21 protein-coding genes are annotated in these 20,246 nt (G+C 62.2%); 9 read left to right on the top strand and 12 right to left on the bottom strand.

Annotation, left to right across the window (positions count from 1 at the left end):
• The first annotated feature begins 20 nt into the window (after positions 1-20).
• Positions 21-872 carry a MaoC family dehydratase gene (locus tag HD842_RS15160; RefSeq protein ID WP_183555558.1) on the top strand — a complete coding sequence of 284 codons (852 nt, stop codon included), beginning with the start codon at positions 21-23 and terminating at the stop codon, positions 870-872.
• 337 nt (positions 873-1,209) lie between these two features.
• Positions 1,210-1,725, top strand: a complete 516-nt coding sequence (locus tag HD842_RS15165) for an XRE family transcriptional regulator (protein ID WP_183555559.1) — start codon at positions 1,210-1,212, stop codon at positions 1,723-1,725.
• A gap of 227 nt (positions 1,726-1,952) precedes the next feature.
• On the opposite strand, the gene HD842_RS15170 is transcribed toward HD842_RS15165, so the two are convergent.
• Entirely contained in the window at positions 1,953-2,684 is a 732-nt protein-coding gene (locus HD842_RS15170; protein WP_183555560.1) for a hypothetical protein, read from the bottom strand.
• A 479-nt stretch (positions 2,685-3,163) separates the two neighbouring features.
• Here HD842_RS15170 and mutS point away from each other — a divergent pair, with 479 nt between their 5' ends.
• Positions 3,164-5,833, top strand: coding sequence for a DNA mismatch repair protein MutS (mutS, locus tag HD842_RS15175; RefSeq protein ID WP_183555561.1), 2,670 nt, complete (start codon positions 3,164-3,166; stop codon positions 5,831-5,833).
• Entirely contained in the window at positions 5,833-6,804 is a 972-nt protein-coding gene (locus tag HD842_RS15180; protein ID WP_183555562.1) for a hypothetical protein, read from the top strand. The genes mutS and HD842_RS15180 overlap by 1 nt, the downstream gene beginning before the upstream one ends.
• 55 nt (positions 6,805-6,859) lie before the next feature.
• On the opposite strand, the gene HD842_RS15185 is transcribed toward HD842_RS15180, so the two are convergent.
• Positions 6,860-7,393, bottom strand: a complete 534-nt coding sequence (locus HD842_RS15185) for an FKBP-type peptidyl-prolyl cis-trans isomerase (protein WP_183555563.1) — start codon at positions 7,391-7,393, stop codon at positions 6,860-6,862.
• A gap of 77 nt (positions 7,394-7,470) precedes the next feature.
• On the opposite strand from HD842_RS15185, the gene HD842_RS15190 reads away from it, so the two are divergent.
• The 3 genes from HD842_RS15190 (at position 7,471) to HD842_RS15200 (ending at position 9,647) form a co-directional block, all read left to right on the top strand.
• Positions 7,471-8,592, top strand: coding sequence for a cupin domain-containing protein (locus tag HD842_RS15190; RefSeq protein WP_183555564.1), 1,122 nt, complete (start codon positions 7,471-7,473; stop codon positions 8,590-8,592).
• Between the two features lie 2 nt (positions 8,593-8,594).
• Positions 8,595-9,071 carry a DUF7931 domain-containing protein gene (locus HD842_RS15195; protein WP_183555565.1) on the top strand — a complete coding sequence of 159 codons (477 nt, stop codon included), beginning with the start codon at positions 8,595-8,597 and terminating at the stop codon, positions 9,069-9,071.
• Between the two features lie 294 nt (positions 9,072-9,365).
• Entirely contained in the window at positions 9,366-9,647 is a 282-nt protein-coding gene (locus HD842_RS15200) for a hypothetical protein (RefSeq protein ID WP_183555566.1), read from the top strand.
• A 159-nt stretch (positions 9,648-9,806) separates the two neighbouring features.
• On the opposite strand, the gene bamC is transcribed toward HD842_RS15200, so the two are convergent.
• From bamC to HD842_RS15250, 10 genes are all read right to left on the bottom strand, one after another.
• Positions 9,807-11,000 (bottom strand): outer membrane protein assembly factor BamC, encoded by a 1,194-nt coding sequence (gene bamC, locus HD842_RS15205; protein ID WP_183555567.1) that lies wholly within the window; start codon positions 10,998-11,000, stop codon positions 9,807-9,809.
• Positions 11,001-11,040: 40 nt separating this feature from the next.
• Positions 11,041-11,925: a 4-hydroxy-tetrahydrodipicolinate synthase gene (gene dapA, locus HD842_RS15210; RefSeq protein WP_183555568.1), complete on the bottom strand. Its 885-nt coding sequence runs from the start codon at positions 11,923-11,925 to the stop codon at positions 11,041-11,043.
• Positions 11,926-11,980: 55 nt separating this feature from the next.
• Complete coding sequence (locus tag HD842_RS15215) at positions 11,981-12,568, bottom strand: class I SAM-dependent methyltransferase (RefSeq protein WP_229424777.1); 588 nt, start codon at positions 12,566-12,568, stop codon at positions 11,981-11,983.
• A gap of 4 nt (positions 12,569-12,572) precedes the next feature.
• Complete coding sequence (locus HD842_RS15220; RefSeq protein WP_183555569.1) at positions 12,573-13,226, bottom strand: site-2 protease family protein; 654 nt, start codon at positions 13,224-13,226, stop codon at positions 12,573-12,575.
• A gap of 81 nt (positions 13,227-13,307) precedes the next feature.
• Entirely contained in the window at positions 13,308-13,931 is a 624-nt protein-coding gene (locus HD842_RS15225; protein WP_183555570.1) for an L-threonylcarbamoyladenylate synthase, read from the bottom strand.
• A gap of 14 nt (positions 13,932-13,945) precedes the next feature.
• A complete protein-coding gene (gene htpX / locus HD842_RS15230; protein WP_183555571.1) occupies positions 13,946-14,827 on the bottom strand; it encodes a protease HtpX in 882 nt (293 codons plus the stop codon).
• 220 nt (positions 14,828-15,047) lie between these two features.
• Positions 15,048-16,199, bottom strand: a complete 1,152-nt coding sequence (locus tag HD842_RS15235) for an extracellular catalytic domain type 1 short-chain-length polyhydroxyalkanoate depolymerase (RefSeq protein WP_183555572.1) — start codon at positions 16,197-16,199, stop codon at positions 15,048-15,050.
• A gap of 11 nt (positions 16,200-16,210) precedes the next feature.
• Positions 16,211-16,627 (bottom strand): CopG family transcriptional regulator, encoded by a 417-nt coding sequence (locus HD842_RS15240; protein ID WP_229424778.1) that lies wholly within the window; start codon positions 16,625-16,627, stop codon positions 16,211-16,213.
• Positions 16,628-16,780: 153 nt separating this feature from the next.
• Positions 16,781-17,614, bottom strand: coding sequence for a 3',5'-nucleoside bisphosphate phosphatase (locus HD842_RS15245; RefSeq protein WP_183555573.1), 834 nt, complete (start codon positions 17,612-17,614; stop codon positions 16,781-16,783).
• A gap of 42 nt (positions 17,615-17,656) precedes the next feature.
• Positions 17,657-18,544, bottom strand: coding sequence for an alpha/beta fold hydrolase (locus HD842_RS15250; protein ID WP_183555574.1), 888 nt, complete (start codon positions 18,542-18,544; stop codon positions 17,657-17,659).
• A gap of 163 nt (positions 18,545-18,707) precedes the next feature.
• Between HD842_RS15250 and HD842_RS15255 the strand changes: the two genes are divergently transcribed.
• On the top strand, positions 18,708-19,232 hold the full coding sequence (locus HD842_RS15255; RefSeq protein WP_183555575.1) for a gamma carbonic anhydrase family protein: 525 nt from the start codon (positions 18,708-18,710) through the stop codon (positions 19,230-19,232).
• A gap of 3 nt (positions 19,233-19,235) precedes the next feature.
• Positions 19,236-20,216: an Hsp33 family molecular chaperone HslO gene (gene hslO, locus HD842_RS15260; protein ID WP_183555576.1), complete on the top strand. Its 981-nt coding sequence runs from the start codon at positions 19,236-19,238 to the stop codon at positions 20,214-20,216.
• Positions 20,217-20,246: the final 30 nt, after the last annotated feature.

The raw sequence follows: 20,246 nt of genomic DNA on the forward strand, positions 1-20,246 counted from the left end.
CGACGCGGTATGCTGCGTCGATGAATAGCCCGTCCCCGTCATCCCTCCCTGCCCTGCCCGGGGCCAGTGCCTGGCCGCTGCTGCGGGCATTGTTCAAGCGGCCCGCGCGGGTGTCGCCGCAACCGGTCCAGGCCAGTTATCGGCTGGACCGGATCGATGCGGATCACGTGCGGCGCTACAGCGATGCATTCGGCTTCCCCGCTGGCCCCGTGCCGCTGACCTACCTCTACCTGCTAGCGCAGCGCGCGCAACTGGCGACGATGCTTGATCGGGCGATTCCGTTTCGGATTGTCGGGTTGATTCATGTCGCGAACTCACTGACCATGCATTGTGAGGTTCGGCTCGAAGCAGCACTGACGCTGGTGACAACGCTGTCGATGCCGGAACCTCGGCCCAACGGCGCGGTCGAATGTCTGCTGGAAACGAAGGCGACGGACGGCGAGCAGCTGGTGTTCACATGTACCAGTCGGTATCTGATCAAACGCGGACAACGGACCAAGCGCACGGCACCGTCGCAGATCGTCGCGCCCATGGGCAAAGCCGACGAACAATGGGTCGTGCAAGCCGATGCGGGGCGACGCTATGCGGCGTTGTCGGGTGACTGGAACCCGATTCATCTGTGGGCATGGAGCGCGCGATTGATGGGAATGAAGCAGCCCATCATTCACGGCATGCACACCGTTGCCATGGCCTGCTCATTGCGCCAGCGGTCGACAGGCCGGGTGCCGGTGACAATCGATTGTCATTTTCGTAGCACTGTCCCGCTCCGATCGGTGGTCTCGCTGTCGCTTTCTAATGCTAGCGACCCGGCGGCATTTGCTGTCATCTGCAGGCAGCGGGTCGCGGTAGAAGGAACCATGGGTTTTATCTAGCACTTGGCACATTTCCAGACCAGTGCCAGATGGCGCATCAAAACTCGACGCAATATCACGAGAAGGTGATAATTGACTCCGAAGTATAAGGGCCATCGGCTTAGAGTGCCATTCAGTTAGCGGACCGTAGGGTGGGCGGCTATGCCGCACACGCGTTCAAACTAAGCTGATTTCGCGGCGCACTAAGGTTCAACAAACGCGTGGATGGGGAATCCATCCAACAGTAAGGTGCGTAACTGATCTGCACAGAAGACCATAAGTTGAATCAATGAAAACGAGTCAGCCACGGTCCACGCGCAGGCTAAGTACGTCGGTCCGCAAAAAATAGGAGATGCAAATGGGAAGAACTCTGGACGAAGTCATCAACCAACTGCCACCGGATCGGCAAGCCCGCATTGCTTCACTTGCCGAGAAAAAAATGGATGAGATGATTGCCCATGCCACAACGCTGACCGACTTTCGCAAAGCTGTTGGCAAGACCCAGGTAGAAATGGCGAAAGAACTAGGAATAAAACAAAACGCTGTATCACAACTTGAACAACGTTCCGATACCTACGTCTCGACCTTGCGTCGTTTCTTGCAATCTCTCGGTTTGACGTTAGAGCTTTCCGTCGTTTCTAAAAATGGTACGAGGATCAACCTACCGAACTTCCATCCATGGGAAGAGGCAGATCCGGATGTACCTGCTGCAAGGCCGGATAACGTTGCCATGGCATCTCCCATGGTGTCTGGGGATTCAGCCATCAAACAGCCTCGTGAAACGTTTACGAAAAAACAGACACGCTCACTATCGAAACCGCCGTCATCTGACCAAAAAGCTCCCACGCTCAAGAAACAGCGCACACGTATTTAAGCGCTCTGCCCTTTCCACAATAAGTGGTGCAAAAATCACTTAGGTGCAATGGGCGCCGTTTCATAGTTAATCCTTCGAACCAGTCGACGATGACCAGGGCAATTCGACTGAACGAACCGAGAAGCGAGGGGGCAGCGCAACGCGTCGCGTGCCAGATGCGGGAAATAACAGACTGGGCGAGGGCTCGTCCGGTATGAGACACGCCCCACCAATACTTCACGCTGTTGCTAGTCTGCCCCGCCTCGTCCGATTAAAGTGTAATTTAACGAACGCGCTTGCCAGACAAACTTCCTTGCCTCAGTGGGGTTTAGTGGCTCGGTTGAATGAGCTGCCAAATTGCGTAAACGTCGCAGTTCGTAGATTGCAGTTGCCTCAGCTTGAGAGAAAACGCCGGCATCCGTCAACCGAGCCACTGTTGTCAATATATCGCCGATTTTAAAGCGCAGAGTCTTGCCGCTAACTAGGCTCGCTGAAGCAATCCGGAAAATTGTCGCCTCCAATTCCTTCCAAGCTTCCATCACAACTCCGGTAGGATGTGCGTCAGCTTCTGTAATCGTACTAAACCAATTGCTTAAGATGGACGATTGTGTGAGAGGGTCAATACGCTCAGGCAGGTTGTGCTCATCCTGCACTGGGTCTTGATTCGTAGGCATGCTTTCGCCGGCCCCAGCAACAGTGCCGATTCCAACAGTACTGGCAACACCAGGCACATCTGCCGTCGCATCTATTCGGTGGGTCTCACCAGCTTCTGTATGGGAGAGTGCCGCACTGACATTCGCTTGCTCGACGTTAGCGAGGCCCTTACCGAATTCAGTCGAGATGCCCCCTGGCAATTCAAGCTTGGTAATCTTAGCGAGCAAGTCGCCCAGTTTCTTTCGAAAAATCAAAGACACTAAGACCACACAAACAGGCCACGCTAAAGAGGACACAATGCTGGACCAAAACTGAAGCCAATTCATATTTCACCAATACAAAATTAATGTCTTACCTTACTTATAACAGTTCATTTGAGTTGTTGGAAGGATCTTAACTGAGAGGGAGGGGTCAAAAGCTGGGGCAGGTCCGACCTCCGGACATGATCTCAACAGTCGATTAGTCTGAACCAGCAGGCACGGCGCCATGCTAATTTAAACAAGATACCATTGGCAGTGGCTAAGGCTGAGGTCGTGTCCGAATGTTAGACCGCCCCCCAACTGTGTCATATCGAATCCTTCGATTCAATCGATGATGACCAAGTCAAGACGCGTAGGCAGACCAGCGCCCCGTTCTAGCTGCTGATCAGACGTGATGCTCCCCGTGCTTTGACGAAGCAGCGACCCTTAGGACATGCGAAAAGGCTTAGCACATGCGTTGCAGCCCTTGCCGCGCGCGCAACATCAATCGCGGTAAAATACGCAGCTCTGGCCAGCCTCTGCCTCGCCGTACCCAATCCGAAGAAATGACCACCGTTCCCACTGAAATCAACGCCGCAGCCGTCAAGAACAGCGCGACCGACAAGCACACCCCGATGATGCAGCAATACCTGCGCATCAAGGCCGACTACCCCGACATGCTGGTGTTCTACCGCATGGGCGACTTCTACGAACTGTTTTTTGACGACGCCGAAAAAGCCTCGCGCGTTCTCGGCATCACGCTGACCGCGCGCGGCAAGTCCGAGGGCAATCCGATCAAGATGGCCGGTGTGCCGTTCCACTCGCTCGATGGCTATCTCGCCAAGCTGGTGAAACTCGGTGAATCGTGCGCGATCTGCGAGCAGATTGGCGACCCTGCGCTGTCCAAAGGCCCGGTCGAACGCAAGGTCATGCGCGTGGTCACGCCCGGCACGCTGACTGATTCCGACCTGCTGCCCGAAAAAGCCGAGCGCCCGCTTCTCGCCCTGTGCCTGCAAACCCAACGCAAGACCGTCACTGCGGGTCTGGCCTGGCTGTCGCTGGCCAGCGGCAATCTGCGCCTGATGGAATTTTCGGGTGACGCGCGCGCCATCGAGGCGCGTCTGGCGCATGAACTCGAGCGCATCGCGCCGGCCGAAATCCTGCGCGCCGATTGCGGCGACATGTTCGACGATGGCGCATCCACCGTGCACACCCAGCGCGTGCCGGAATGGCACTTCGACGTCGTCAAGGGCCATGGCGCGCTGCTCGAACAGTTGAAGGTCGCCACGCTCACCGGCTTTGGCGCCGATGGCTTGGGCGCCGCGTTCGGCGCGGCCGGCGCGCTGCTGCGCTATGCCCAGTCCACGCAAGGCCGCGGGCTGCAGCATGTGCGCGGCCTGGCGTGCGAAAACGAGAACGAATACATCGGCCTCGACGCCGCCACGCGCCGCAATCTGGAGCTGACCGAAACCATTCGCGGGCAAGAGTCGCCGACGCTGTTTTCGCTGCTCGATGGCTGCCGCACGGCGATGGGTTCGCGCATGCTGCGCCACTGGCTGCACCATGCGCGGCGCGACCAGTCGATCGCGCGCAGTCGTCACCAGTCGATCGCCGCGCTGCTGCAGGCGGATGCCATCGACAACCTGTCCCCGACGCTGGCGCAGGTGCCGGACATCGAGCGCATCACCACGCGCGTGGCGCTACTCAGTGCGCGTCCGCGCGACCTGGCAAGCCTGCGTGATGGCCTCAAGGCCTTGCCGATGCTGCGCGAGCTGGTGGCGCGTTGCTTCGTGCCGGGCGATACGTCGCTGCTGCGCGAGCTGCACGACGACCTGGCCACGCCCGCCGATTGCCTCGACCTCTTGGTACGCGCCGTGCTCGAAGAGCCTAGCGCGATGATCCGCGATGGCGGCGTGTTCGCGCGCGGCTACGACGCCGAACTCGATGAGCTGCAGGCGCTGTCCGAGAATGCCGGCCAGTTCCTCGTCGATCTCGAAACACGCGAACGCGCCCGTACCGGCATCGCCAACCTGCGCGTCGAGTACAACCGCGTGCACGGCTTCTACATCGAAGTCACCAACGGCCAGGCGACCAAGGTGCCGGACGATTACCGCCGCCGCCAGACGCTGAAGAACTGCGAACGCTACATCACGCCCGAACTGAAGGCGTACGAAGACAAAGCGCTGTCGGCGCAGGACCGCGCGCTGGCACGCGAGAAAATCTTGTACGACGACCTGCTGGCGCAGCTCGCGCCGCACATCGGCGTGCTGCAAACCATCGCGCGGGCGATCGCGCAAGCCGACGTGCTGGTGGCGCTGGCCAGCCACGCGCTGCGCCATGGCTGGTGCGCGCCGCAGCTGGTCGATGCACCCTGCCTGAACATCGTCGAAGGCCGCCATCCGGTCGTAGAAAACCAGATCGAGCGCTTCATCGCCAACGATTGCCGCTTCTCGAACGAACGCCGCCTGCTGTTGATTACCGGTCCGAACATGGGCGGTAAATCGACCTTCATGCGCCAGGTCGCGTTGATCACGCTGCTGGCCTATGTCGGCAGCTATGTGCCTGCGGCTGAAGCCACGCTGGGCCCGATCGACCGTATTTTCACGCGCATCGGCGCCAGCGACGACCTGGCCAACGGCCGCTCGACCTTCATGGTCGAGATGACCGAATCGGCCGCGATCCTCAACGGCGCCACCGAGCATTCGCTGGTGCTGATGGATGAAGTCGGGCGCGGCACGTCGACCTTCGACGGCCTGGCGCTGGCGTGGGCCATCGCGCGCCACCTGATCGACACGAGCCGCAGCTTCACGCTGTTCGCGACCCATTATTTCGAGCTGACCCAGTTGCCGGAGTCGTACCCGAGCGCGTACAACGTGCACCTGTCGGCGGTCGAACACAAGGACAGCATCGTGTTCCTGCATGCGGTGCAGGGTGGCCCGGCGTCGCAAAGCTACGGCTTGCAGGTGGCGCAACTGGCCGGCGTGCCGCAGCCGGTGATCAAGGCCGCGCGCAAGCACCTGGCGCGCCTGGAAGCGCAGGCCGCCGGTGGCACGCCGCAGCGCGACCTGTTCGCCGCGCCCCTGCCCGAACATGATATTGACGACGCCCCGGCGCCAGTCGTGGCGGAAGCCCAGGATGACGGCCTGCGCGACGCGCTGGACGCCATCGATCCGGACGCGCTGACGCCGCGCGAAGCGCTCGAACGGCTGTACGAGCTGAAACGGCTGGCTGCCTGATGTCGATCCCGCGTCCGGTCATTGTCCGCGCTGCTCTGCTGGCGACGCTGCTTGCTTGCGCCCCGCTGGTGGGCCAAGCCAAGGATAAGGATAAAGACAAGGAAGCGCGCCCCACGCACCGCTTCGCCGTGGTCGGCAATGACGCGCGTGCCGACAGTGACGACCGTCTGAAGCAAGCGCTGGCCGATTCGTCCGAAAAGTCGGTCTCGTTCGTGGTCCTCACCGGCATCAAGGGCGAGAACGAAAGCTGTGGCGACAAGCTGTACCTGCAGCGGCGCGACCTGTTCGAGCATGCGAAGCGGCCCGTGATCGTGTCGCTGTCGGGCAGCGACTGGACCGGCTGCCGTAACTCGGCCAAACGCACCAATGCGATCGAGCGCCTGAACCGCCTGCGCGAACTGCTGTACGGCGAGCCCGAATCGCTTGGCGCAACCAAGATCCACCTGACGCAGCTATCGGCCAGCCCGCGTTTTCGCAGTTACGCCGAAAACGCGCACTGGAAGGTGGACAAGGTGCTGTACGCCACCATCAATCTGCCGGCTGCGAACAACCATTTTCTGCCGGCCGCGGGCCGCAACAGCGAATATGAAGACCGGGCCGTGGCCAACCGCTTCTGGCTGAACCGCCTGTTTGCGATGGCGCGCAGCGACAAGGCGCAGGCACTGGTGCTGTTCTCGGAAGGCGCCGTGCGCCCGTTCCATCTCGATCAGCCGGCGGGGCTGCGCGGCTTGTTGCGCCGCGCACCGGTCGAGCGCGACGGGTTCGAGGCAGCGCGGCGTCAGATCCAGGCGCAGGCCGTCAAGTTCGATGGGAAGGTGCTGCTGGTCGATAGTGACGCGCCGGGTGGCCACAAGCCGCAGATCGCATGGAAAGGCAATCTGGGACAGCTGTCAGTGGGAACCAAGGCGGTTGAGGTGAATGTGATGCTGGGGAAAAATGCGGCGTTCACAGTGGTGGACGCGAAGCAGTAGAACAGAAATTACAAGCGCGGCCACCGCGTGATGCGGTGGCCGCGCACCAACCGAATTACTGCAGCGGCTGGGTACGGAAGTGGTCGCCATCATCGCTGTCATCGATCTCGTGATGATGACCGCCAGCGCCGTGCACGTGACCGTGCTGGATTTCTTCGGCGGTTGCAGCACGCACGTCGACCACGGACAGGTCAAAGCGCAGCGCCATGCCGGCCAATGGATGGTTGCCATCCAGGACGACCTTGTCGTCAGCGATTTCGGTGACGGTGAAAATCACCGGCTCGTCGTCGCCGTTTTCGGCCACGCCTTCGAACTGCATGCCGACTTCGATCGGTTCCGGCAGGCGCGAACGCTCTTCAACCTTGACCAGCTCTGGCTCGTAGTCGCCGAACGCGTCGTCTGGCTCCACCTGGATCGTCGAGGCGTAGCCGGTTTCTTTGCCGTCCAGCTCTTCTTCGATCTTCGGCAGGGTATTCTCGTAGCCGCCGTGCAGGTACACCATCGGCTGGGAGCCCTCCTCGATCAGATTGTTCTGGGCATCCGACAGTTTGTAATTAACCGTCACGACTGTGTCTTTAGCAATCTTCATCGTCCATCCTTTCATTGTGAGCTGCGGATTATACTCTCGATGGGTTCAGGCCCCGCTTCGGCTGGTTATAATGTCGCATGAAAAAATTACCGCTTTTGGGGAATCTTTCCCCTGCTGAATTCCTGCGCGATTACTGGCACAAGAAGCCGCTGCTGATCCGTGGCGCCATCCCCGGCTTCAAGCCGCTGCTCAAGTTCGAGAAGCTGGCCGAGCTGGCCGCGCTGAACCACGTCGAATCGCGCCTCGTGTCACTGCGCGACGGCGAGTGGGACATGCAGCATGGCCCCCTCGCCGAATTGCCGGCCCGCAGCGAGCCCAACTGGACGATGCTGGTCCAGGGTGTGAACCTGCACGACGAGCGCGCCGACGAGCTGCTGCGCCAGTTCCGCTTCGTGCCCGATGCTCGTCTGGACGACCTGATGGTGAGCTTCGCCACCGATGGCGCCGGCGTCGGCCCCCATTACGACTCGTACGACGTGTTCCTGCTGCAGGCGCACGGCAAGCGCCGCTGGCGCATCGGTGCGCAGCAGGACTTGACGATCATCGAAGGTTTGCCGCTCAAGATCCTGGCCAATTTCGAGGCCGAAGAAGAATTCGTGCTCGAGCCGGGCGACATGCTGTACCTGCCGCCACAGTACGCGCACGACGGCATCGCCGAAGGCGAATGCATGACCTATTCGATCGGTTTCCGCTCGCCGTCATTCCAGGAACTGGGCGAATCGTTCCTGCAATTCATGGCCGATTCGATCGACCTGCCGGGCCGCTACGCCGATCCCGAATTGCAAGAAGCAAAGAACCCGGCCGAGATTCCAAAGCACATGCTCGCCACCGTCACCGAAGAACTCAACAAGGTGCGCTGGGATGAAGAAGACGTCACCATCTTCCTCGGCGAGCACATGTCCGAGCCGAAGCACAATGTGTTCTTCACGCCGCCCGCCAAGCCGCTGACTTTCGGCCGTTTCATGGAAACGGCGGCCAAGCGCGGCATCAAATTGTCGAGCAAGACGCTGATGCTGTACCGCGGCAAGAACGTGTTCATCAATGGTGAATCGCTGGCCGCCGGCCGCGCCGACAAAGTGGTGCTGGACGTGCTGGCCAACGATCGCCGCATCGATGGTGCCACGCTCGGCAAGGCCACTGACGACGTCACCGAATCCCTGTACGCCTGGTACCAGGACGGCTGGGTCGAGCTGGGCTGACCATGGATGCGCGCGCCATCCCGTTCGACACCCGGCGCGACTGCGAGGCGCAATTTCTCGCCGTCGTGGCGGCCGCGCAGCACAGTCTGCGCCTGTTCGATCCGGATGGGGCGGTGTTTGCGCTGGGCACGATCCAGGTGGATGCGGCGCTGCGCGCCTTCCTGCAACGGGGCGGCACCTTGCGCCTTGCGCTGCACGAGCCGGGCCACATCGAGCGTCACTTCCCCCGCTTCCTGCGTCTGCTGCGTGACTATGGCCACGCCTGCGAATGCCGCCAGAGCCCAAAAAACCTGCGCCAGCTGACCGACTCGTTCTGCATCGCCGACGAGCAGCACGTGGTACGGCGCTTTCACAGCGACCACATGCGTGGCGAAGCCAATTTCGACGATCCGCGCGCTGTCGATGTTCCCCACCATCGGTTCGAGGCGATCTGGGAAGCTTCCCGGCCCACGCTGCACCCGACGACGACCGGGTTGTAAGGACGCCACGAAAAGCACAATTAGTTGCCCAAGAGTTAATTCTCAGGTGTTTCAGTATTTGCGTAGCATCTTGTAACAATATGAAGCTTATCAAAGCGGAAAATTCTTACACCAGAGCATGTGTTAGCTATTGCGAAACTGTAAAATTGTCTATAATATCAATCAGGAAGGTTCCGTTGCGCCCGTGGCAGTCTTGCTATTTGTGAAGGCACGAGAATTCCATCGAGAAATAATTACCGGTAATTATTATTCGTATCAAGTAGTTCTACTTTTGTAAATACTAAGGAAAAAACCATGAAAAAATCCCTGCTGATCGCATCCCTGTTCGCTGTTACCCTGGCTGCTTGCGCTAAGAAAGAAGAAGCTCCAGTCGCACCAGTGACCGAAACCCCAGCTGCTGTCGTCGCTCCTGCTGACGCAACCATGCCAGCTGCTGACGCAACCGCTCCAGCTGCTGCTGCTGCTGACGCTGCTGCAACCGACGCAGCTGCTGCTGCTTCGACCGCAACCGACGCTGCTGCCGCTGCTCAGACCTCGGCTACCCAAGCTGCTGACGCTGCTGCTACCACCAAGTAATTCGTTACTCGGTATGAAGAAACCGGCCTGCGGGCCGGTTTTTTTACGTCTGTCGCTTTCGAACGCGTGGACGGGAAACCCGTCCACCCTACTGAATACGATGACAACAAGCATAAAAAAACCGGCCAGTTGGCCGGTTTCTTGTTGCTGCAACGAGGATTACTTGAGCTCGTTGTTCAGCAGTGTCAGGATCTTGGTCGTCGTCGGCGATGTTTCTGCCTTGCCGTCGTTGGTCTGCACCGACACTTCGCTCACGTTCGCGCCCTGTGCGGCCTTGACCAGCACGCGGTAGCGCTGCGCTTCTTTCGCGTCGTCTTCCGACTTGCCGAACGTGAACAGGCGCTTGAAGAAGCCGTCCTTGGTCTCGCCTGCATCCGGATCGACGTAGCGCACGAAGTAGATACCCTGCACGCGGTCGCGGTCTTCGACAGTGAAGCCGACGCGATCCAGTGCCAGGCCGACACGGCGCCATGCGCGATCGAAGCCTTCATCGACCTCGACCTTGTCACCCACCAGCTTGGCGTGCTGCGGCGCCAGTGGCGCGTTGGCAACCATGGCTTCGGCCGGGGCGACTTCTTTCGCGCCGGTCAGCAGAGCGACGATGCGGCTCAGGTATTGCGATTCCAGGCCCGGATCATTGGGACGCACGGTCCAGGTCGTGGTTTCGCTTTGTGGGCCGGTCAGGACTTCTTCGGCGCCGCGGTGGCTGACCCAGATCTCGGTCGAGCCATCTGGCAGGCGCTCGAGGCGCGTGCGGAACTTGTCGCGCTCGCCGGTCGAGTAGGCGCTGTCGAACACGCGACCAATGGCACGGCGCACGAAGTCTTGCGGGATCTTCGAGCGATTCTCGACCCAGGCGGTTTCCATGGTGCCGGTGGTGGCCGATTCGGTTTCGAGTGCGAAGCCCTGCTCTTCCCAGAACTGGCGCAGTTGCGGCCACAGCTGTTCAGGCGTTTGCTTGACCACCAGCCAGCGCTGGTCGCCATTGCGTTGCACGCTGACGGCGTCGGTCGAGATCGGACCGATCGGCTGGCCGGATGCCGAGACACCGGCCACCGCAGGCACGCCGCCGGCAGCGGCTGCGGCCTGGCCCTGCTGGAATTCGGATGCGGTGGCGACGCCACGGCCGTCCGGGATCGCGTAGCGGTTGTCGCGCTGCAGCTTGGTCAGGTCGGGCGGCACGTCCAGCGGTGCGGCCTTCTTGGTGCCTTTGTAGTCGACTTTGTCGCCACTGAAAATCGTGGTGCAGGCTGCCAGGCTGAACGCGATGACCGTGAGCGAGAGCACACGGGCGGCGGCAGGAGCGTTGATCAGGGATGCGCCGTTTGAATTCTTAGTCTTGCGAATAGTCATGTCGTTCGATATCAGGTCAGTAACCCGAACCCTCGCGGGTTCAGGATGGGGAATGAACGCCGGCTTCCACCAGGGCGGCACGTACGATCTCGTGGTATTGGGAGGACAGCGGCGCGAGCGGCAGGCGCAGGCCCGCCGGCATCTTGCCCATCTCGGCCAGCGCCCATTTGACGGGCACCGGATTCGGTTCGACGAACAGCCTGGCGTGCAGGCCGAGCACGCGGTTGTTGATCTCGAGCGCGCGCGCGATGTCGCCGCTCATGGCGGCCACGCACAGCTCGTGCATCGCGCGCGGCGCCACGTTGGCGGTGACCGAAATATTGCCGGCGCCGCCGCAGAACATCAGCGCCATTGCGGTCGGATCGTCGCCCGAATACACGGCAAAGGATTTATCGACCATCTTGAGCAGCTCGATGCCGCGCCCGATATTGCCGGTAGCGTCCTTGATGCCGACGATGTTCTCGATCGGCGCCAGGCGCGCGACGGTCTCGTTGGCCATGTCGGCCACGGTACGGCCTGGCACGTTGTACAGGATGATCGGCAGGTCGACGGCTTCGGCGATCGTGCGGAAGTGGCGATACATGCCCTCTTGCGTCGGCCGATTGTAGTACGGCACGACCTGCAGGGACGCGTCTGCGCCGACGCTCTTCGCGTGACGGGTCAGCGCGATGGCTTCCACGGTCGAATTGCCGCCGGTGCCGGCGATGACAGGGATGCGGCCGGCGACATGGTCGACGGCCAGCTTGACGAGTTCGCAATGCTCTTCCGGCGACAGGGTCGCCGATTCGCCGGTCGTGCCCACGATGACGATCGCGTCGGTACCTTCGGCGATGTGCCAGTCGATCAGCGCGCGCAGGGAATCACGATCGACGGTGCCATCTTCGAACATCGGGGTGACGATTGCTACGATACTGCCCTTAATCATAATCTTTGGACCGTGCCATTCATTTAAAAATCTGATTGTAGCGGATAGCCCGCCCCTATGGTTCATTCCTGACCACAATATGGTCGAGCCAGGCCTCGGTTTTGCGGTACGCATGACCGGCGGCGCACAGGCGCTGCACCTGCGCCGGATGGGGCCGCTCAACGTGGCCATCCTCGTAGGCCAGCACCTGCAGGCCGCCATCCTGGGCCAGCGCCAGCAGTTCGCCGGGCGCGAGCAGGAACGCCGGATTCGACGGTTTCCCATACACCTCATTACCTTGCGCGAAGGTTTCGTAGATCAGGATACCGTCGGGCCGCAGGCTGGCCGCGATCTGCGCAAACAGCGGCCGGTGCAGGTAATTGGTGACGACGATGACGGCAAAGCGCCCGGCGTCGAATGGCCAGCTTGCACCATCGGCTTCGAGATCGCAGGCCAGTGTCGTCACGCCCTCGCCTGCGCTGGCAGCCAGCGCCGCCGGATTGCGGTCGACGGCCAGCACCTGAAACCCTTGCGCCGCGAGCAGCCGCGTGTGGCGCCCGTTGCCGCAGGCCAGATCGAGCGCTTCGCCTGGCCTGGCCAGCGGCGCAAAGCGCGCCACCCAGGGCGACGCGGGCAAGGCCGCCATATGTATGCCGGTGCTCATCGGCTCAGAGCAGGAAGAACGTGAACGGCGTGGCCGCCAGTTGCACCAGGTAGCCACCCAGCGCCATCACCGGCGTGAGCCAGTAACCGACGACCCGGAGCATCACCAGCGCCAGCACGATGAAGAAGCCGTATGGCTCGATGCGCGCGAACGCGTAGGCCGCGCGGTGCGGCAGCATCGCCGTGACGACCCGGCCACCATCGAGCGGCGGGATCGGCAGCAGGTTGAAGGCCATGATCAACAGGTTGGTGACGATGCCGGCCTGCGCCACCTTGTGCGGGAATTCTTCACCGACCTGGAAGAATACGAGCAGCACACCCAGGATCAGCCATAAGACGGCCATGATGAAGTTGGCAAACGGGCCGGCCAGCGCCACCCACGCCATGTCACGCTTCGGATTACGCAGGCGGCCGAATTCGACGGGCACCGGCTTGGCGTAGCCGAACACGAAACCGCTGAACAGGAACATCACGATCGGGATCACGATGGTGCCCCAGATATCGACGTGCACCAGCGGGTTGAGGCTCATGCGCCCCTGCGAATAGGCGGTGTTGTCGCCAAAGTACTTGGCGGCGTAGGCGTGGGCGGCTTCGTGCAGCGTAATCGCAAACAGGACCGGCAGCGCATACACCGCGATGGTGCGAATCGTTTCTTCCATGGGGGCTGATTCTATCAGAGCGCGGCGCGTACTTGACCGGTGGAATACTTAAGGCAGCCTTGCAGGCTACAGCCCGCCTGATTACAGGCCGAACGCCGCCGGGTCGCCCCTGCCCTCACGAATCAGCACCGGCTCGGGGCCGGTCAGATCGATCACGGTGGTCGCTTCCAGCATGCCGGCGCCGCCATCGATGATCAGTTCGATCTGCTTTTCGAGGCGCTCGCGCACTTCATCGGGATCCGACAGCATGTGCTCGTCGCCCGGCAGTTGCAGCGTGGTGCCGATCAGCGGCTCGCCCAGCTCTTCGAGCAGCGCCAGCGTGATGCGGTTTTCGGGCACGCGCAGACCGATCGTCTTGCGCGACGGGTGCGACAGGCGCCGCGGCAGCTCGCGCGTGGCTTCCAGAATCACCGTGTACGGACCTGGCATCGTGGCCTTGAGCAGGCGGTATTGCGTATTGTCCACGCGCGCATATTGCGCCACTTCGGAGAGGTCGCGCACCAGCAGCGTCAGGTGGTGCTTGTCATCGACGCCACGGATACGGCGCAGCTTCTCGACCGCGTTCTTGTCGTCCAGCCGGCAGACGAGTGCGTATGCGGAATCGGTCGGCAGCGCGACGATGCCGCCAGCGCTGACGATCTGCGCGGCCTGCTTGATCAGGCGCGCTTGCGGATTTTCAGGGTGAATCTGGAAAAACTGGCCCATGGATGTTGTCCTTGTTATTGGTTAGGCAGCGACTGGAGCGCGGCAATACGCTGCTCCATCGGCGGGTGGGTCGAGAACAGCGCGCCCCAGCCGCCGCCGCTGCCGGAGATGCCCGATGCCGACATCGCTTTCGGCAACGCGCCCGGCGCGAAGCCGCCCAGGCGGGCCAGCGCGTGCTGCATCGGCACCGGGCTACCCATCAGTTTGGCGGCGCCGGCGTCGGCGCGGAATTCGCGCTGGCGCGAGAACCAGGCCACGATGATCGAGGCGAGCAGGCCGAACAGGACTTCGCAGACCATCACGGTCAGGAAGTAGCCGATGCCGGGCGCGTCGCCCTCTTTACGGAACAGCAGCTTGTCGACAAAGAAGCCGACCACGCGCGCGAAGAACACGACAAAGGTATTGACCACACCCTGGATCAGCGTCAGCGTGACCATGTCGCCATTGGCAATGTGGGCGACTTCATGGCCCAGGACGGCTTCGACTTCATCCTGGTTCATGCTTTGCAGCAGGCCAGTAGAAACGGCGACCAGCGCCGAATTCTTGAAGGCGCCGGTGGCGAACGCATTCGGCTCGCCATCATAGACGGCGACCTCGGGCATGCCGATGCCGGCACGCTCGGCCAGGCGGCGCACGGTGTCCACCAGCCACTGCTCGGTGGAGTTGGCCGGTTGTTCGATCACGCGGGCGCCGGTCGACCATTTGGCCATCGGTTTGCTGATTAGCAGCGAGATAAACGAACCGGTGAAGCCGATGACGAGCGACATCACGGCCAGCGAAGCGAAGTCGATGCCCTGCGCCGAGACGGCGCGGCCAAGACCGAGCACGTTCATGACCAGCGACAGCACCAGAACGACGGCGAGATTGGTGGCGAGGAAAAGAACAATGCGCTTCATGGCGGACAACTCCTGAATTAGTGACAGGATGCCAATATTGGGCTTCCTGTCGGAAAATTCAAGGGCGGACTCGCCTGCCTCACGATCTCCAGCACGTCGTTCCCGCGAAGGCGGGAACCCAAGTCCGCTGCGGGCCGATCACATGATGGCGACCACGTACGCTGAACTTGGGTTCCCGCCGGCGCGGGAACGACGTGCGGGTAGCTTGGATGCAGAAACCTCAGCGGCACTCCTTCAGGAAGAAGCGCAGCATTTCCTTTGACGCCGACGGCCCTGCCGCATCGGTATGCGATCCGGCCGCGTTGCCGCCGGCCCAGGCATGTCCTGCGCCCTGCACGACCCACTGCTCCGCCATCGCCCGGCCCGCGTCATCGCGCCAGACACTGCGGCGGCAACGGCGCCCACCATGGGCGGCATCGTCGTGGCGCACGCTCAGTGGCGCGGCGTGCAGGCCGGCGTGAGCGCCCACATACTGCTGCAGCACGGCGTCGCCATTGGCCGGCGCCACCACGTGATCGGTACTGCCGTGGAACACGATGACGGGCACCGCTTCGCGCAAGGCGCGGCCCTTGGCCGGTTTCTTCATGGCCTGCAAGCCGGTGATCATGTCGCGCCCGCTACCGGCCGGCAAGCCGGAGTGCACGCCCACTGCCGCGAACAGGTCGGGATATTCGGCGCCCAGCACGGCCGCCATCGCCCCGCCCGCCGACATGCCGGCCACGAATACCTGGGCCGGATCGGCGCCGTGCTCCTTGACGATCTGCCGCGTCAGCCCGGCGATGATGCCCGGCTCGCCCGCATCGCGCGCCTGGTGGCCTGATTCGAACCAGTTCCAGCACTGCGTGCGGTTCGACGCGCTGTCCTGCTCCGGATACAGCACGAGGCAGTTCGCTTCTTCAGCGAGGCGATTCATGCCGGTGCCGAGCGCGAAATCGTCGGGATTCTGCGTGCAGCCGTGCAGCATGACGATCAGCGGGCGCGGCGCGGTCGCCGGCTGCGACGGGATATACAGCTTGTAGCGGCGGCGGCCGGCGGCGTTCGAAAAGACGCCTGCCGTGAAGGTGCCACCGGCGACGTCGTCCATGACCGCCACATCGTCATTTTGAGGCACGCCAATGCCGACACCGACGCCGGCGGCGCGCATGGCCGCCTGCCCCTTGCGCAGCTGGGCTTGCCAATCGGGCGCCGGGTTGATGTCCACAAATGCCGTGGCGTCCTTGCTGGCGGGCGCGGCGCCCTGCCCCTGCCCCGGCATCAGGCCGGCCTGCGCCAGCGCTTGCTGGATCGTGGCGGTGGCCGAGGCCACATCCTTGTTCTGCACGAGGCGGGCAGAGGCCATCATCTTGTTCATGAATTGGTCGAGCGATTTCATAGCGTTCCAGTCTAGGTAAGGGTGCGATCTGCCAGCGCGGCGCGCACGGCAGGTGATGCAACAAAGGCGCCCAGGACCTGGATCGAAGCGATCGCATTCCGGGCAAGTTCAGGTGATACGTTGTCTTCGATGACCGCCAGGCCCAGCACATGGATATCCAGTTGCTGCCCTTCTGCCACCAGTTGCTCGAGCTCCTGCACCGAGTAGCGGTACAAGCCCATCACATAGCGCTTGCGCACGATGGTCTGGCGGATCACGTCGGCGTGCTGCGTGAGCAGATTGCGAATGGCCGTGCGCACCAGGTCGGTACGGTTGGAATAGAACCCTTCCTCGACGAGCAGGTCGACCTGGGCCAGGTCGACCAGGCCGACATTGACCGTGACCTTGTCGCTGTCAGGGAGTTTCTGTTGGGGTAAAACTGCTTTCATCGTGCTCTCCATACGCGGCATATACTCCAATTGGAGTATAAAACGGCTTTTACAAGAGCTGATGGGCAAATTCTTTATAAAAACAGGAAAGCAACAGGCGTGACGCGGCCAGCCGCAGGAGCGGCTGGCCGTACAGTCAAGCGCAAGGGAGTGTTAGAACCAGTCGTGCCAGACCGGCGTCACGCCGGATGGCAATGGTGGCAGCTCGGCGAACTCGACCCGCGATTCGCCGGGGGCGTGGAAGTCGGTGCCGCGCGATGCAAGAAAGCCATAACGGCGCGCAACTTCGGCATAAGTGCCGTATTGATCCGGCGTGTGGCTGCCTGTGACCACCTCGATGGCGGTGCCGCCCAGTTGACGGAACTCATCGAACAGTGCGCCCTGGGCCGTGTCGCTGAAGCGGTAGCGCCCCGGGTGCGCGATGACGGCGATACCGCCCGCGCCCTGGATCCAGCCCATTGCTTCGCCGAGCGTGGCCCAGCGATGCGGCACATAACCCGGCTTGCCTTCGGTCAGGAAGCGGCGGAACACGTCGGAGGTCGTCGTGCAGACGCCGATCTCGCACAGGTAGCGCGCAAAGTGGGTGCGCGACATCAGGTCGGGATTGGCGACATAGCGCAGCGCGCCTTCATACGGCGTAGGAATGCCGGCCTGCTCCAGCTGCGCCGCCATTTCGCGGGCCCGTTTTTCGCGCCCGTTGCGGGTTGCTGCCAGGCCGGCGATCAGCGCGGGGTTGTTTTCATCGACCTGCAGGCCGACGACGTGGACCGTCTCGTTGGCCCAAGTCACCGAAATCTCGACGCCCGCCACGAAACGCATGCCCAGCGCCGTGGCCGCCTGCCGCGCCGCCTTCACGCCGCTGATTTCGTCATGGTCGGTCAGCGCCCATACATTCACGCCGCTCTTGCCGGCGTAAGCGGCCACGTCCGCTGGCGCAAGGACGCCGTCGGAAACATTGGAATGGCAGTGCAGGTCGACTTTCAGCATGGGATATTCAGCAGGCGGGATGGACACTCCATTGTACGCGCATCAATCTGTCGGTGCAGCGAGGAAGTCTTCGATCATGCGCGCCAGCAATTCGGGCTGGTCGTGGTGCAGCATATGCCCCGCCTGCGGCACCATGCGCGCCGTGACGTGCTGCAAATAGCCCATGCGGCGGTCGACTTCGGCGCGCGCCTGCTCCTTCGCGCCCATCCAGCGCCACATATCGGTGTCCTCGGCCTCGACCCACAGCACCGGCGCCGTGATAGCCGACCACGCCGCCATCATTTCGTCGACGTGGTACAGCAGCGGCCCCGTCATCTTGTGCGCCGGATCGCCCAGGATGCGCCACTGGCCGTCGCGATCCTGCTCGGACCAGTGCGCAGCAAGAAAGCTCGAACGCTCATACGACAGGCGCGGATTGGTCTTGCGCAGGCGCGCCGCCACTTCGTCCAGGCTCGCATAGCCACGCATCTCGGGTGGCGCGCGCAGCTCGTCGAGCCAGTTGGCCAGCCGTTTCGGATACTGGGCCGCTTTCGTGCCCGGCAGGCCAAAGCCTTCCAGGTTGATCAGCTTGCCCACGCGGTGGGGCCGCACGCCGGCGTACAGGCCGGCGATATTGCCGCCCATGCTGTGGCCGAGCAGGTTCACGGCCTGGTCCGGTGCGAAACGGTCGAGCAGCGCATCGAGGTCGGCCACGTAATCCGGGAACCAGTAGGTATCGGCGCCCGAACGGTCGCTGTGTCCGAAGCCGCGCCAGTCGGGTGCGATCACGTGCCAGTCGCCCGCCAACGCATCGACGACAAACTGGAACGACGCCGCCACGTCCATCCAGCCGTGCAGCATGAACAGCTTGGGCGCACCTTCGCTTCCCCAGTGGCGCACGTGAAGGCGCAGGCCGCGCACGGTGACAAATTCTGAACGTGAAAGTTTCATGAGGCCTCGAAAAAAGTACGATCGTTCAGGCAATTATATCGCCGGGCCGTTGAATTCGCGCAGCGTGGCCCCATCTGCCGGTCTTCGGGCGATGGCGAAGCCGGCGCTGCCCGGGGCATGGGGCGGTAAAATAGCGCCATTCCAACCTTCTGCGAGCGCATCCATGGCCATTTACCAGCTGGGCGAACATGCACCCGAGATCGATCCGTCGGCATTTGTTGCCGATTCGGCCACGCTGATCGGCAAGGTCACACTGGCGGCCAATACGTCGGTGTGGTTCGGGGCCACGCTCCGGGGCGACAACGAACGCATCACCATTGGCGAAAACAGCAATGTGCAGGAAGGCACGGTGATGCATACCGATATGGGCTATCCGCTCGACATCGGCCAGGGCGTGACGATCGGCCACCAGGCCATGCTGCACGGTTGCACGGTCGGCGACGGTTCGCTGATCGGCATCGGCGCGGTGATCCTCAACGGCGCCCGCATCGGCAAGGGTTGCCTGGTCGGCGCCGGCGCGCTGGTCACCGAGAACAAGACATTTCCGGATCACTCGCTGATCCTGGGTTCGCCCGCGAAAGTGGTACGGACACTGACACAAGAAGACCTGCTGCGCCTGCAGGGCAATGCCGCGAGCTATGTCGCGCGAGGCCAGCTATTCAATACACAGCTAAAGAGAATCGGATAAAGAATGACGACACCAGACACCACGCTTGACATCACGAGCACCACCGGCGACACGCTGCAAAAATTCATCTTCGACAACGCCGCCGTGCGCGGCGAGCTGGTCGAGATTTCCGACACCTGGCGCGAGATCCAGGCGCGCCACGGCTACCCGAGAGCGGTGCGCTCGGTGTTGGGCGAGATGGTGGCCGCCTGCGCCCTGCTGTCGGCCAACCTCAAGTTCAATGGCTCGATCGTGATGCAGATCCACGGCGACGGCCCGGTGCGCCTGCTTGTCGTCGAATGCGACGCCGACCTGCGCATGCGCGCCACGGCCAAGCTGGCACCGGACGTTGACGTCACCGACGACGCGACGCTCGGCCAGCTGGTCAATGTGCAGGGCACGGGCCGCTTCGTGATCACGCTCGACCCGCTCGAAAAGATGCCGGGCCAGCAACCGTACCAGGGCATCGTGCCGCTGGATGGCGACGACGTCGCCACGGTCATCGAAAACTACATGCTGCGTTCGGAGCAGCTCGACACGCGCCTGTGGGTTGCCGCCGACGACAAGGTCGCGCGCGGCATGCTGCTGCAAAAGCTGCCGCGTCACAGCGGTGGCGAAGACCAGACCAAGCAGGCATCCGAAGCGGAAGACCTGGAAACCTGGAACCGCGCCGCGGCGCTGGGCGGCACGCTCAAGCACGAAGAGCTGCTGTCGACCGACATCTCGACGCTGCTGCACCGCCTGTTCTGGGAAGAGACGATCCGCGTGTTCGACCCGATGCACCCGCAGTTCCATTGCAGCTGCAACCGTGAAAAGGTCGGCAATATGCTCAAGATGCTGGGCCAGCAGGAAGTCGAAACGGCGCTGGACGAGCTGGGCGAACTGGGCATAAACTGCGATTTCTGCGGCAAGCACTATTCGTTCGACAAGGTCGATTGCGCGCAGCTGTTTGCCGTCGATACCGCAGCCCAGACCTTGATCCCGCCGAGCGGCAGCACGCACTAATAGCACGCACTAATACAACTCACCAGATTG

The sequence above is a fragment of the Massilia aurea genome, from assembly GCF_014200505.1.
GTDB lineage: Bacteria > Pseudomonadota > Gammaproteobacteria > Burkholderiales > Burkholderiaceae_D > Telluria > Telluria aurea_B.